This window comes from Nocardia testacea NBRC 100365 (assembly GCF_000308775.1).
GTDB lineage: Bacteria > Actinomycetota > Actinomycetes > Mycobacteriales > Mycobacteriaceae > Nocardia > Nocardia testacea.
The window spans coordinates 17,344-32,230 of record NZ_BAGJ01000261.1; the positions used below are offsets into that span (position 1 = coordinate 17,344).

The 14,887-nt window shown below is 65.1% G+C and carries 10 protein-coding genes; 1 reads left to right on the forward strand and 9 read right to left on the reverse strand.

The window, feature by feature from the left end:
- Positions 1–108: 108 nt before the first annotated feature.
- The gene (locus ON38_RS27995; protein ID WP_245564278.1) at positions 109–3,819 is read right to left on the reverse strand and encodes an indolepyruvate ferredoxin oxidoreductase family protein; all 3,711 of its coding nucleotides are present in this window, start codon (positions 3,817–3,819) and stop codon (positions 109–111) included.
- On the opposite strand from ON38_RS27995, the gene ON38_RS34430 reads away from it, so the two are divergent.
- Positions 3,779–4,909, forward strand: coding sequence for a PucR family transcriptional regulator (locus ON38_RS34430; protein WP_051165321.1), 1,131 nt, complete (start codon positions 3,779–3,781; stop codon positions 4,907–4,909). The genes ON38_RS27995 and ON38_RS34430 overlap by 41 nt on opposite strands.
- A 38-nt stretch (positions 4,910–4,947) precedes the next feature.
- On the opposite strand, the gene ON38_RS28005 is transcribed toward ON38_RS34430, so the two are convergent.
- The 8 genes from ON38_RS28005 to ON38_RS28040 form a co-directional block, all read right to left on the reverse strand.
- Positions 4,948–6,177: a CoA transferase gene (locus tag ON38_RS28005; RefSeq protein WP_039828055.1), complete on the reverse strand. Its 1,230-nt coding sequence runs from the start codon at positions 6,175–6,177 to the stop codon at positions 4,948–4,950.
- 62 nt (positions 6,178–6,239) lie between these two features.
- Positions 6,240–7,460, reverse strand: coding sequence for an acyl-CoA dehydrogenase family protein (locus ON38_RS28010; RefSeq protein ID WP_245564280.1), 1,221 nt, complete (start codon positions 7,458–7,460; stop codon positions 6,240–6,242).
- A complete protein-coding gene (locus tag ON38_RS28015; protein WP_039828056.1) occupies positions 7,457–8,914 on the reverse strand; it encodes an aldehyde dehydrogenase in 1,458 nt (485 codons plus the stop codon). The genes ON38_RS28010 and ON38_RS28015 overlap by 4 nt, the downstream gene beginning before the upstream one ends.
- Positions 8,915–8,981: 67 nt before the next feature.
- Positions 8,982–10,376 carry an FAD-binding oxidoreductase gene (locus ON38_RS28020; protein WP_039828057.1) on the reverse strand — a complete coding sequence of 465 codons (1,395 nt, stop codon included), beginning with the start codon at positions 10,374–10,376 and terminating at the stop codon, positions 8,982–8,984.
- Positions 10,373–10,783: a Zn-ribbon domain-containing OB-fold protein gene (locus ON38_RS34435; protein WP_051165323.1), complete on the reverse strand. Its 411-nt coding sequence runs from the start codon at positions 10,781–10,783 to the stop codon at positions 10,373–10,375. The genes ON38_RS28020 and ON38_RS34435 overlap by 4 nt, the downstream gene beginning before the upstream one ends.
- Positions 10,784–10,790: 7 nt before the next feature.
- Complete coding sequence (locus ON38_RS36385) at positions 10,791–11,918, reverse strand: thiolase family protein (RefSeq protein ID WP_051165325.1); 1,128 nt, start codon at positions 11,916–11,918, stop codon at positions 10,791–10,793.
- 76 nt (positions 11,919–11,994) lie between these two features.
- Positions 11,995–12,963, reverse strand: a complete 969-nt coding sequence (locus ON38_RS28035; RefSeq protein ID WP_039828059.1) for a cyclase family protein — start codon at positions 12,961–12,963, stop codon at positions 11,995–11,997.
- Complete coding sequence (locus ON38_RS28040) at positions 12,960–14,543, reverse strand: class I adenylate-forming enzyme family protein (RefSeq protein WP_245564286.1); 1,584 nt, start codon at positions 14,541–14,543, stop codon at positions 12,960–12,962. The genes ON38_RS28035 and ON38_RS28040 overlap by 4 nt, the downstream gene beginning before the upstream one ends.
- Between the last annotated feature and the right edge of the window lie 344 nt (positions 14,544–14,887).

A 14,887-nucleotide genomic window follows, 5' to 3' on the forward strand; every position in this document is an offset into this window, starting at 1 on the left:
AGAAAGGCCGAGCCGCCCCGGGCCCGATACGCGCGGCATGGTGCGCACCGAACCCGGGGCGATTTGGTCGCGATTGCTCGGCCCGGCGGCGATCCGGTCGGGGCCGGGTTACGCGGACGCAGCCGGAATGAGATCGCGTGCCTCCTTCACCTTCCGGTGATACTCCGCGATGCTGTCCAGCTTGATGTGTTCGTATCCCCGGATTTCCTGGGGCATGGCCAGAATGGCCTCGACTCGGTCGGCGGTCTCCGGTGTGGCGAGCGGGACCATTTCCGCGGTGAGTTCCGCGAATTCCTCGATCAGTGCCCGTTCGACCTTCCGCACGCGGGCGTAGCCGAACAAATCAAGCGGGGTGCCCCGGAGCCCGCGGCTGCGGCGCAGAATGTGCAGCGCGAGCTTGAACCACGGCCCGAGTGAGAGTTTGTTCTTCAGTCCCATCGCGCGGAACACGGGCGGATGTAGTTTGTAGCGGTAGGTTGCGTCGTCGCCGAATTGTTCGCGCACCGCCCGGTCGAATTCTGGATCCAGGTAATGGCGTGCTGTCTCGTATTCATCCTTGTAGGCCATCAGCTTGAACATCGACTCCACGGCCGCCGCGGTCAGCGCGCCGGGAGTTCCTAGCGCCCGGGTTTCCCGAGCGGCGGTGTCTCGGATGAAGGTGATGAAAGAGATTGCGTACGTCGCATTCTGGTAGTCCGCGAGGTCCGTCGCGAGGAATCCCACCCGGTCCTTCAATGCTTCGCTGATGCCGTCGATTTGCGTGATAGCCCGGTGCAACTCGGCCGAGGCACCGGCTATCCCGGACTTCTTCGCTCGGGGTTTCGCAGTTGTACCGGTGTGCGGCTCGAGCACATGCCTGCGCCCGACCGCGATCGCACTGCGGTTCGCGGCGACCGCGACTCCGTTGAGTTCGATCGCTTTCTCGATCGAAGTCAGGGGAATCGGCAGGCCGCCCGTCTGCACGGCTATCCCTACGAGCACCATATTGGCCAGCTGGTCGGACCCGAATTCGCGGCGTGCGATCTCGCGGGCGTCGGTGTAGACCGAATCGTCTGCGCGGCTGACTGCATCGAGCGATTTCCGGATCGATTCCGCCGAGGGAAAGTCGGCGCCCGGGTCGAGGATCATCGAGCCCGTGGGCACCTGGGCTGTCGAGATCACCGCGATCGTTCGCTGGCTCGACGCGGCTCTCGAATTCTTTTCGTCGGCCGCGACCAGCAGATCGCAGCCGAGGTACAGATCGCATTCACCGTCGGCGAGCTTGTTGGTGCCGGTGATCGGGTCGGCCGAGAATTTCAGATCGGAGACGACTGCGCCGCCCTTCTGCGCCAGCCCCAGTTGGTCGAGACCGCGGACGTGCAGGCCCGCGAGTGCGCCGGCGGTGGCGAGAATCTGTGCCGCGGTGACCACGCCGGTGCCGCCGACACCGGTGATCCGTACGTTGAATGCCTCGGGGTTCACCTTCGGCGCCGGTTCCGGCAACTCGGGCATTACCGGCTCGGCGGTTTTCTTTCGCGCGGAGGTGCCGGGTTCGACAGCGACGAATGACGGGCAGTCGCCGTCGAGGCAGGAGTAGTCCTTGTTGCAGGACGCTTGATCGATGCGGGTCTTTCGGCCGAATGCGGTCTCGACCGGCTGAACGGACATGCAATTCGACTTCTGCCCGCAATCTCCGCAGCCCTCGCACAACCGTTCGTTGATGAAGGCCCGGGTCGACGGCTCGGCGACAAGTCCGCGCTTGCGTTTGCGGCGCAGCTCGGTCGCACATTCCTGATCGTGGATGAGTACGGTCACCCCTGGTGTTGCGGCCAGCTTCTCCTGGATGGGGATCAGTTCTGCTCGGTTGAGCACTTTCACCGATCTGGGCAGCTTGATCTTGCGGTACTTCTCAACTTGATCGGTAGTGATCACGACGCGGGTGACGCCTTCGGCCAGCAGTTCTTGGACGATCTGGGGTACGGACATTTTTCCGACGGCCGTCTGTCCGCCGGTCATGGCCACGGCATCGTTGTAGAGCAGCTTGTAGGTGATGTTCACCCCGGCGGCCACCGCGGCGCGGATGGCGAGGCTCCCGGAATGGTGGAACGTGCCGTCACCGAGGTTCTGGAACATGTGTTTGTCGCTGACGAACGGCTCCATGCCGATCCACGTCGCACCCTCGCCGCCCATCTGGCTGAGGGAGGCGATATCGCCCACGCGATCTTCGGGCATCAATTTGGCAAGTGTGTGGCAGCCGATCCCGGCGCCCACCAGCGAACCTTCCGGCACGACGGTCGAGCGGTTGTGGGGGCAGCCCGAACAGAAATAGGGGGTGCGGGTGAGTAACGGGAGGGCCAGCCGCGCTGGTCGTCGCTCGATATCGGTCAACCCGAGCTCTGCTACTTTCCCCGGAACCACTGTCCGGATGCGTCGTGCCAGTGTCTCCGCCAGCAATTCGGGCGGTAGATCGGAATTTGCGCGAAGGAGCGGACGGGAATTCCCATCTCGCTTCCCGACGACCCGAGGTGCGCCGGGGGTACCGTACAGGGCGTCCTTGACGGCCAATTCCACGAAGGCCCTTTTCTCCTCGACGACAACGACCTCGTCGAGGCCCGTGCAGAAGTCGCGTACGGCATCCCGGTCGAGCGGGTTGATCACGCCCAGTTTCAGGATACGGATTCCGGATCGTTCGAGATCGGCCTGGGAAATCCCGATGCGCTCGAGCGCCTGGAGGGTATCCCGGAAGGGTGCGCCGGCGGTGATCACCCCGAGCTTCGCGCGGCTGTCACCGATAACTCGATTGATCTCGTTGACCTGGACATACCGGGTGGCGAGTTCGTACCGCTCGTACATGAGGCTCTTTTCCAGCCGAGCCAGACTCGGCTGGAGAAAATCCGCGGAAACCTGATGCGTGAACTCGGTTTCGTCGATGACACGGCTGGGCGAGGTCGCGGCTACTCGTGCACGGTCGAGTTGCACTGTCGCTGCACCGTCGACGACATTGGTGGCGAGTTTCATCCCGACCCACAGGCCGCTGAATCGCGACATCGCGATCGCATGTAATCCGAAGTCGAGTACCTCCTGAGGATCCGCGGGAACGAAGATCGGCAGGCCGAGCTCCGCCATCGCCGTCTCCGAACTACTCGGTACTGTCGAGGATTTCGCGATCGAATCGTCGCCGACGAGAACGAGGGCACCGCCGTTGGGTGCGGCCCCGCCGAGATTCGCGTGGCGCAGTGCATCGCTGGCCCGGTCCAGCCCCGGCGCCTTGCCGTACCAGACGCCGATCACGCCGTCGTATTCGCAGTTCGGCGAGGCGGCGGCCAGCTGCGAACCTTGCACAGCATTGACTGCCAGCTCTTCGTTGACGCCCGGCCGGAAGACGATGTCCTGCTGGTCGAGGAGCTCACGTTGCCGGTTGAGTTCCAAGTCGTAGCCGGCCAGCGGTGAGCCTTCGTAGCCGCTGATCAGGATGCCCGAACGCAGTCCCGCCGCGGTATCCCGGCGGCTCTGTTCCAACGGCACGCGGACCAGCGCCTGCAGGCCCGTCAGGAACAGCTCGCCGTCCGTCATGTTGTATCGGTCGCTCAGTGTGAAATCTCGCGTGTGCAACTCGGTCACAACCGCCTCCTGTCTGCCGAGCCGCGCCGCCCGGATATCTGGATATCTTTGTGAGATTCTTCCGTGGATTACGGCGCCATTCCACGGCGAAATCCGCAAAATATCGATGTTCGCGGCCGCTAGTATTGTGATAGTTACACAAAAGGAGATAACCGTGAGCCAAGCGTCTTGGAGGCCGGTGGTCGACGTCGTCGACTCGGTCCTCGACCGGCTCGACACGATTGCCGATGACGCCGTCGCCCGGATTCGCACCGAACTCGCCGACTTCGCGCTGGTTCCCTACGACGAGCACCGGGAAGCTGTCCGGGAACAACTCCGGCGCAGACTCGTAGCGTTCGGGGAACGGCGAACCTGGAATCAGGATGATCTCGGCGAGGTGCGGGCGCTGGCCCGGCGCCGCGCTCGCCAGGCGATCGCCCTCGATGTGGTCATCAGGGCGTATCACGTCGGTGACCGAGAGCTCTGGCGGCACTTGAGTGCGGCCCCCGGGGAGGTGCAGAAACTGCTGCCGGAACTGGCTTCGCTGATGCTCGAATCACTGCAATCGGTGACATCCACCCTTGCCCTGGCACATGGATCCGAGACCCGTGCCCGTGATCGCGTGCATATGGCGGTATCGCAGCGACTGATCGATCTACTCAACACCGACGCCCTCGACGCCGAAGCCGCCAGGTTGGCGGAGTACCTCGGATTCGACTCCGCAAGGCCCTTTGTAGGGCTCGCGTACGCCCGGGAGCGCGGGGAATCGGACAGCGCTGTCGAACCCGGGCCGCATTTCGCTGACGGGCTGGTGATCGCTCGGGGAGGTATCGGCGCTGTACATGTTCTCGTGGTCCAAGCCGACGACAACAGCATTGCTCAGGTGCTGGAGTCCTTCGAGATCGCCGCCTTCAGAGTCGGCGTCGGTTCCGGTCATCCGGGGGTCGCCGGAGCCGCACGGTCGTTGCGGCAGGCTCAGCTCGCCCTGTCCGCGACATCGGCCCGGAACCCCGTCAGCAACTTCGGCTCGGATTGGCTGATCAACTGCGTGATGAGCCTCGCCGACCTCCTCGATCACGAGGTTCACCACGCCGCTGAGATTGCCGGCGCCCACCCGTCCCTCCGCGAGACGGTCACTGCGTTCGCCGAGGCCGATATGTCGATCACCCTCTGTGCACGAACCAGTCACCTGCACGCCAACACGGTTGTCTACCGACTCGGCCGCTGGCGCGAACTGACCGGGTGGGACCCGCGCACCTTCTCCGGCCTCACTCGGTCGGTCGTCGCATGTGCGCTCGCGGACTCACGGTCGGTTCCATCGACGCGGTGACCCGCCGGTTCTTCGGTATGAACGCACCAGTGCGCACCTCACCCGCGCGCAGCCATGCCCAGAATCCCCGCTTCGACCAGTCCCGCTATCTCCGACTCGGGCAGTCCGGTGACACGGGTGAGAGCGTCTGTGGTGTCTTGTCCGAGCTCGGGTGCGACTCCGCAGTGTAGGTGCCGGTTGTCGAACAGGGCTGCCGTGCCGGCTGCCAGGTAATTTCCGACGCCGGCCTGGTCGAGCTCGGCGAAGAGCGGGTTGTCCTGGACATCCGGTGAGGCGAAGGTTTCGGCGAAGGTCCGGAACCGCTCGTAGAGGACACCGCATCCACGTAATGTCGAGGTGATCCGGTCGGCGGTGTGTTGTGCGAACCAATCGGCGAACAACGCGGTGAGCAGATCGCGGTAGCGGAACCTGTCGGCGTCCTGTGTGAAGTCCGCGCCCAGTGCCGACTCGAGCGCCTCGACGGTGGCAGTGGTGCCGGTCGCCGCGACGAGCCCGCGGAAATGTCGCGGCGTGAGGGCAACGATCATGAAGCGGGAACCGTCAGCCGCCACGAAATCGGTTCCGTAGGTGCCGTACACATGGTTACCCGTCCGAGGTCGTCCGGTGCCGTCGATCTGAATTTCGGTGAGGTATCCGAGAGTTCCGGCAAGCGACAACGCGATATTCTCGAGAGGAAGGGTGATGTGGGTGCCCGCGCCGGTTTTCGTGCGGTGCAGCACCGCTGCGGTGAGCGCGAATGCGGCGTAGAAGCCACACGCTATATCCCATGCCGGAAGTGTGTGATTGACCGGTTCCGGATTGTCGGCCGGGCCGGTGAGGAACGGGAACCCGACGGCCGCGTTGACGGTGTAGTCGACGCCGGGTGTGCCGTCGCGCCGGCCGAGGATCTCCAGGGTGATGACATCCGGCCGGATCCGTTCGAGGACATCGTGTCCGAGCCATTTCCGTCCGCCGGCGTTGGTCACCAGGATGCCACCGCCGTCGCCCGGTGCGGTGATCAGCCGCTGGATGACGCGCTGTCCTTCAGGGCTGCGCATATCGCAAGCGACGGATTGCTTGCCCCGGTTCAGGCCGGTCCAGTAGATACTGGTGCCGTCGCCGGTGACAGGCAATCGGGTGTGGTCGGCCGCGCCTCCCAGCGGATCGACACGAATCACCTCGGCGCCCAGTTGTGCGAGGGTCAGCCCGCACAGCGGCGAGGCGACGAAACTGGATACCTCCACGACTCGAAGTCCGGATAAGGGGAGCTTGTCGGCGTCGAGGGACATGAAATTCCATCCTGTCGGTGGTGGGCTGTAGCGCGAGCCGTGGATTTACCAGTGCGCTGCGTTCAGTTTCTCGGCCGGTATTCGCGGAGCAGGCCCCGGCTGATGATGGTCTTCTGGATCTCGCTGGTCCCTTCACCGATCAGCAGGAAAGGCGCTTCTCGCATCAGTCGTTCGATCTCGAATTCCTTCGAGTATCCGTAGCCGCCATGGATTCGGAACGATTCCTGGGTGACTTCGGCGCAGTATTCGCTGGCCAGTAGTTTTGCCATACCGGCGCTGATATCGTTGCGTTCGCCGGTGCTTTTCAAGCGTGCGGCATTGACCATCATGAGGTGTGCGGCCTCGATTTTGGATGCCATTTCGGCGAGTTTGAAGGCGATGGCCTGGTGTTCGGCGATCGGTTTCCCGAAAGTCTTGCGTTGCTGCGCGTAGTCGATGGCCAGTTCGAATGCCCGGATAGCGACTCCGCAGGCACGCGCCGCGACATTGACGCGGCCGACCTCGACGCCGTCCATCATGAAGGCGAATCCTCGATTCGGTGCGTCGCCGAGGACCTGGGTGGCCGGGATCCGGAAACCATCGAAGACGGCTTCGGTCGTGTCTACGCCCTTGTATCCCATTTTCTCGATTTTCGCAGGAATTGTCAGGCCGGGCGCGACCTCGCCGAACCCCTCCGGCTTCTCGACAAGGAAGGTGGTCAGCCCTCGGCTGGGCTTCAGGTCGTCCCCGCCGGTCCGCGCGAGCAGCGCGATGAGGTTGGACGAGGCGCCGTTGGTGAGCCACATCTTGGCGCCGTCGATGATGTAGTCGTTGCCGTCGGGCCGGGCGCGGGTTTTGATCGCCGCGACGCCGGAGCCCAGATCGGGTTCCGACATCGAGAACGAACCCCGGATCTCGCCGGTCGCCATCAGCGGCAGATACCTGCTCTTCTGGGCCGGGGTGCCGTGCTGAGCGATCATGTGGGCGACGATGAAATGTGTGTTGATTACCCCGGAGACGCTCATCCAGCCGCGGGCGATCTCCTCGACAACCAGCGCGTAGGTGAGCAGTGACTCGCCCAGCCCGCCATATTCTTCGGGAATGGTCAGGCCGAACAGGCCCATTTTCTTCATGGCCTCGACGATTTCGGCGGGGTAGCAGTCGGCTCGTTCGAGCTCCGGTGCGTTGGGAATGATTTCTTTGTTCACGAAAGCTCGTACGGTGGCGAGAATCTCGGTCTGGACGTCGGACAGTCCCGCAGTCTGTGCAAGCACGATGTTTCTCCTTCGGGGGCGCCGGCTCAACCGGCCTGTGCGGCGCCGGCGTAGATCGACTTGTACTCGAGGTAACCGTCCAGGGCTTCCGGCCCGAGTTCACGTCCGATGCCGCTGCTCTTCATGCCGCCGAAGGGCGCACCGAGGTCTTGCATGTAGTAGTTCACGCCGATGGTGCCGGTGCGGACCCGGCGTGCCACGGCGATACCGCGGTCTTCGTCGGAGGTCCACACCGATCCGCCGAGGCCGTACTCGCTGTCGTTGGCCAGCCGGACGGCATCGTCGTCATCGTCGTAGGGCGTCACGGTGACAACCGGCCCGAAGATTTCTTCCTGTGCGATGGGCACCGAATTGTCGACATCGGCGAAGACGGTCGGTTCGACGAACCAGCCATCCGACAGGCCGGCCGGGCGGGCGCCGCCGGCCACGAGCCGGGAGCCGGACTTCTTGCCCAGGTCGATGTAGCCGAGCACGCGCTCCAACTGGGCTTCGCTGGCCATCGGTCCGCAGGTCACCGCGGGGTCCAAGGGGTTGCCCAGCACCATATCGCGCGCGTACTGGGCGACAGCGTCGACGACTTCGGAGTAGCGGGAACGCGGCGCGAGCACGCGCGTCTGCGCAGTACATGTCTGCCCGTTGTTCTGGAATGTGGCGTCGCCCAGCCCGGCGACGAAGGTGGCGAGATCGGCGTCGTCGAGCACGATGGCAGCGGACTTGCCGCCGAGTTCCAGGGTGCAGCGGCGGATCAGCCGGCCGCATTCGGCGCCGATGAGCCGTCCGGCCGCGGTGGATCCGGTGAAGGCGATCTTGTCCACCAGTGGGTGCGACACCAGCGCCGCACCTGCCTCCCGCCCCGCCACCACGATGTTCAGCACGCCCGGCGGCAGACCCGCCTCGGTGGCGGCCTCGCCGAGAACGTAGCCGTCGAGCGCCGTTTCCGGAGCCGGTTTCAGCACGACCGTGCAGCCCGCGGCGAGCGCCGGAGCGATCTTCATCATCGCCAGAACCTGCGGATAGTTCCACGGTGTGATCGCCCCGACGACACCGACCGGTTCGCGACGCACGAGGGTGGACCCGGCCTGGCTGGGCCGCGCCCGTTCCAGGGGTGTGGACTCGATGGTGTCGGCATACATCTGGAGCAGTCCCGCGGGCGCCGCACCGTTGAAGGCGTGGGACAGTGCGATGGGCATGCCGTTCTCCCGGCTGACCAGGGCCGAGGTATCGTCGGCCCGGGCAGCGAGCGCGTCTGCGAACCGGCGCATGATGGTTGCTCGCTCAGCGGCCGTCGTGCTGCCCCACGGACCGTGCAATGCTCGTTCGGCGGCGCGGACGGCGACGTCGATATCGGCTGCCGACCCGAGAGCCGCCGTCCCCAATGGTTTTCCGGTGGCAGCTTCCAGGGATACCTGAGTATCGTCCGCCCGCGGTGTCACCCACTGTCCCTCGATGTAGAAGCGGGTGCGGTCGAGTTCGGTGCTGTTCATTGATATCTCTCCTCGAGTGATCGATTACTGGATGGTGGGTGTGGCGGGCCGGAACCTTGTCGGCCGGTCAGCACTGCGGCGCGCACGGTGCGATCACTTTTCCGGGGTTGAAAATGCCGTGTGGGTCGAGCGCCCGCTTCACCGCTGTATGCATGGCCAGAACCGGCTCGGTCAACTCCCGGGTCAACCCGTTGCGTTTCAACAGCCCGACACCGTGTTCGCCGGTGACCGTGCCGCCCAGCTCGATCGCGGAATCGAGTATCCGCTCGAAGGCATACTCGGCCCGTCGCCGCACGTGAGCGTCGTCGGCAGGGACGATCAGAAGCGGGTGCAGATTCCCGTCACCGGCGTGGGCAACGTTGGCGATGGTGATTCGGTTCTGCTGCCCGATGGCCTCGATTCTGGTGAGCATCTCGGGGACGGAGGCACGGGGAACGCAGACGTCTTCGGTGAGGACGGGCCCGAGCCGCTCGAGGGCCGGGTACGCGAGCCGGCGGGCCGCGAACAGCGCTTCGGCCTCCTGAGGGTCGGACGAGATCGCCGCCCAGCTCGCACCCGACTCGGTGAAACAGGCCAGAATCGCCGCGGCTTCCTCGTCGCCGCCGGCCCCCGGGGTATCGGTGCGCGCGAGCAGTACGGCATCCGCTTCGTCGGACAGCCCCATGTTCTTCCATGCGTCGACGGCGAGAAGGGTGTGGCGGTCGATGAGTTCGAGCGCCGACGGTATGAGACCTGCCGTCCCGACCGCCGCAACTGCGCGCCCGGCGGCGGCAAGTGAGTCGAAGTAGCCGGCGATCGTGCGGTCCGGTGGACGTGCCGGGCGCAGACGTACCGTTACCTCGGAGATGATGCCGAGCGTTCCCTCTGAACCGACCATGAGACCCGCCAGGTCATAACCCGCGACCCCCTTGGCGGTGCGGCGGCCGAGCCGCACCAGCTCCCCGCGACCGTTGACCACCTGCATGCCGAGTACGTAATCGCGGGTGACGCCATACTTGACGCAACAGAGACCGCCTGCATTCGTCGCGACATTCCCGCCGATGGTCGACCACGGGGCGCTCGCCGGATCCGGCGGGTACCACAGGCCGTGCTCGGCGCATGCCTTCCGGAGATCGTCGTTCACCACACCGGGCTCGACGACGGCGAGTTGTTCAGTCTTGTCGATCTCCTTGATCGTCGTCATATTTTCGGTGCACAGCACGACGGCGCCGTCGACCGAGTTGGCACCGCCGGACAGCCCGGTTCCCGCGCCACGGGCCACCACCGGTGCGCGGTGTTCCAGGCAGATGCGAACGATCTGCTGAATCTCTTCCGCGCTACGCGGCCGCACTACGGCCACCGGCCGACTGTGCGGGGCCCATACGGCTTGGTCGTGTGCGTAGCTGTCGAGAATGCCGGGGTCGTCGATGGTCCGGCCGGGTGGAAGCGCGCGGCGCAGGTCCTCGATCACAGCGGCACTCATCGCGAACCTTCGCTGACCACCGGTCCGAACTCCGGCAGGGTCGTGTGCTCGCCCACCGTCCGAAACGACACCGAAACCGGTTCGCCGATAACCGGGTCCGTGTCGCCGGCCCATGTCGTCGTGATGTTGGGTCCGCTGTCGAGCCGGACCTGTACCACGATGTAGGGAACGTCGTCACCGGCGAAATACTGTTTGTGGAACCGGACCCAACTGTTGACACGACCGGTTCCCGGATCGGTGTCCCAGCCGATATCGCTGCTGAAGTCGTGGGGACATACCGGCCCGGGTGGCCAGAATCGCCGATCGCAGGTGCCGCATCGAGGGATACGCAGTAGGGAATTCGCCGCCCCGTCGAGGTGCTCGATGTCCTCGGGATAGCGGAGGGGGAGTGGGCGTCGGTCCGACACTGTCTGATCACCTGTCCTTCGTGAAAATGAGCGAATCCCCGAAAGGAGTGGCCCACTGGACGGTTTCGCAGCGGGCCACTTGCCGGTGACCGGCCTGACCGCGAAGCTGGCGGGCCGCCTCGACCAGGTGACCCCACCCGCAGATATGTGCCTCGGAGAGCAGACCCCCGGCGGTATTGGTCGGGAGCTCACCGCCGAGCTCGATCCGGCCGTTCTGCAGCCAGTCGAGGGCCTGTCCCTCTCCGGCGAATCCGAAGCGTTCCAGGACGAACACCAGATTGGGTGAGAAGGCGTCGTACAGCTGCAGTGAGTCGATATCGGCCGGTCCCGTCAACCCCGCCTGGGTGTAGACGGTGTTGTGCTCGACGCGCCGGGAGTCGCTCTGCGAGAAGACCCCCAGTCCGGGTGGGGCGAAGATGAATTCGTTGCGACCGGCGTGCAGTCCTTGCATTCCGGCCACGACCACGGCCGGCTGCCGGAGGTCGCGGGCACGTTCGACGGTGGTGACGAGCAGACAGCCGCCGCCGTCGCTGAGTAGGGCGAAGTCGGGTCGGCGCAATGGTTCGACGACGAAGGGCTGGTGTCGGTAGTCGTCGGGTCCCAGGGCATCGGTCATCTGGGCGGCCGGATTCAGACGGGCGTGCTTGCGGAAGGCGATCGGCACCGCGGCGATCAGTTCCGGGTCGTAGCCGTATCGGGTGCAATAGCGCTGGAAGGCCATCGCCGCTCCGGCGCCGGGTGCCGTCATACCGTAGTGCGGAAGTTCCCCGTGCGACCCGCCACCTTGGCGCATACCTTCGAGATCTCCGGCTCCACCGACCATGCCGAGTCCGGAGAAAGATACGCCCGCCACGCATGCCGCGATATCGGACATGCCCAGGGCAACCGACTGCACCGCCGCCTGCAGAGCCGGTCCGACGAAGCGTCCATGGGTCCACGTCTGCACCGCTGCCCGGATTCCGAGCCCGAACGCCTCGGCCATCCGGTCGTAGTCGACGGCCAACGGATAGCCGACATTGGTGAACAGCCCGTCGACTTCGTGTACGCGCAGGCCGGCATCATCGAGTGCCAGCCGTAACGCTTCGGCGGCGAAATCCAGTGCGGTGCGGGGGGAGCGCCGGGAGACTTCGGTCATCCCGATCCCGACTATGGCTACCTGTCGGAGCGGACCGAGTGGCACAGCGGAAGTTCCTTTCCTCGGTGAAGGCGGATCAGATGATGGCGTGGGCGTTCGCGGGGCTGCCCACTCCGCGTGGCAAGGGAAGGACTCCGGATACCAGCAGGAATTCGTAGTGACCGCGGTCAGCGCACGCGGCGGCGAGCCTTTCGAGATCCCACAACTCGCCCAGCGGCATGCCCTGCAGTGCGATCAGGCGGCGGTGCAGGAATCCTTTCCGGCGGTCGACCGGGAAGACTTCCACGCCTACGTTGTCGGCAGCCACCGCGGCGAACTCGTTGTCCCAGAGATAGCCGGCCATCTGTTTCGATGAATCCAGCCCCGGGCAGGCGAACCCCGCACCGATTGTGTCCCGCATACGGAGCCGGTGTTGTAGGGGGCGCGTGCGATACCACTCGGTCCAACCGGTGCGAATCACGAGTATGTCGCCCGACTCGAAGGTTGTTCCCTGGGCGGCCGCTGCCGCGTCGAGCATGGCTGCGGTGATCACGACCGGTTCGTCCGCGACCATCGGGGTTCCCATATCGGCGAGGTATTGGGCGATATCGACCAGGACTCCGCGCCCGCCGAACCCATGGGCCGCCCAGTGATCGACTCCGAGGGTGTCGGTGGTGGCGAGGTCGGATTCCTGCCGGCCGCCCCAGTAGCCGTGCCGTCCGGCACGGATATGCCTGAGCCCGTCCCATTGGGAGGAGCCCTGCAGATAGAAGTGGTCCAGCCGGTCGTCGTGCCCGGCTGCGGTGTCTTCGACGATATGGTCGTAGGGAGCGCGCTCGCCGAACAAGCCCGGATTCGGCTCGTCCAACGGCAGGCACAGCGAGATCATCTCGCCGGTCCGGATGGTGCGGGCTGCGGCGAGCCGCTGCCGGGGTCCGATGAGGTTGAGCGTGCCGATTTCGTCGTGGCGGCCCCATACATCCCAGCCGTGGTGTTCGTCGCGGTCCGGCAGTACCGGAAGCTCGGCGAAGCGCGGCGTGCGCCGGATTGTTTCGGCGGTGCTCATCGCACGCCCTCGGTGAGCATGTCGCGCAGTTTCAGCTTGCTCACCTTGCCGGTGGCAGTCTGCGGTACCGCCGCCGACTCCATCACGACGAAACGGCCGGGCACCTTATAACTGGCGGCACGAGCGCGGATGTACTCGGTCAGCGTGCGGGCAAGCGCTTCGTGGTCGCCGACAGCGACGGCCGGCACCACAACGCAGGCCATCTCCTGGTCACCTTCCGGGGTCTCCAACCCGAATACGTACGCTTGGTCCACCGAGCTGTGGCCGGATATGATCTCCTCCACTTCGAGCGGCGCCACGTTGATCCCTTTGATCTTGAGCATTTCCTTCCAGCGCCCGCCGAAGGACAATCTGCCGTCGGCGTCCAGCACACCGAGATCACCGGTGCGGAACCAGTCGTCCGCGGTCCGTGTACCGGCATTGATCTCGGTGCCACCCAGATAGCCGGGGATGACACAACCGCGGATCTCGATCTCGCCCACGGATCCGGGCGGGCACGGGGCTCCAGTGGAGTCGGTGATCCGAATTTCCTGGGTGGGAAGGCTTTTCCCCTGCGTATTGAGCTTGGTGGCGAGGTCGTCGTGAGCGTCGGACATGGTGACGAAGCCGTATGACTCGGTCAGCCCGTAGGCACTGCACGCTTCGGTGATGTCGAGGCCTTCGATTGCCAGTCGCTTGTCCTCGGCATTGAATCCGACCGGCCCCGTCCGCAGCGACGAGATATCCCGTCGTCCGAAACTCGGCGCAGCCAGCAGGGCGCGTACGGCGGTGGCCAGGCCGTAGAACACAGTGCAGCGCTCGGCCTCGATGAATTCCAGGGCCGCATCGCCTTCGACCTTCTCCTGGATACAGAGGGTGATCCCGTGGGCCAGCGCGACGGGGAGCGCGTTGCACGCGCCGTACCCGAAGAACAACGGCATCGCGAACCACAGTCGATCACCGGGGACCACATGCATGCGATCACCCATTGCGCGACCGTTGCGCAGCAGTTTGGCGTGCTCGAGCGGCACTGGTTTGGGAAGCGCTGTGCTGCCGCTGGTGTAGAGAATCATCGCCGTATCCGACGGTCCACACGTCTGCGGTGGGCAAGGTCCGCGCTGCGCGGCAGGCGGAAAGGGGTCGGCGGCCGGCCACAGCAATGCCCCCAGATACTGCGCGGCGCGGGTAGCGGATGTGTATGTTCCGGAATATCCGGCGGCGGCGAGTTCGGCGGGGATGTCCTTGCCGAAGACGAGGTTCTCGGTCACGATCAACCGCAGATCCGCGGAGGCGATCAGATGTGCCAGCTCGTTGGAGCGATACCAGGTGTTGATCGGAACGGCAGTCAGTCCCGCGCGCTGGGCGCCCAGCACGGCGACGAGCCAGCGCAGGCCGTTCGGTAGCAGTACTCCCACCCGGTCGCCGGGACGCAGACCGGCCGCGGCCAGCGATCCGGCGAAATCTTCGCAGCGGGAGTTCAGTTCGGCGAAGGTCAGTCGTCCTTCGGGCGCCACCACGGCTTCCGTATCGGCGAATGATTCGGCCAGCGCGGCCATTGCCTCGGGGAAGGTCTCGGGCCGACCCATCTGGATCTCGTTCACTTGACTGGTCCTGTCTTCCGGATTGGTGCACATCGGTGGGCATGCCACCGGTCGGAGAGGCGGTTCGTCATCGGATCGATGGCACCGCGCGGATATCGGCGTAAGCGCGCAACAGGAACCCGGCTTCGAAAGGCCGGTCCGTCGGCGGGTTCGCCGGTTCACCATCTGTGAGGGACATTACGCGCAACACAATGGTGAGTCAAGCAACAGTATGTCGAGTTAATTGCGAGTGGTCGCGTCTGTGGACAGGCGCCGATGATCGGCACGCCGCCGGGGGCGATGTGCCGGTCTCGGTGTCACGCTGTGGCGACAGGGGAGTCTGGTTGCCGGTTAGGTGGACTCGG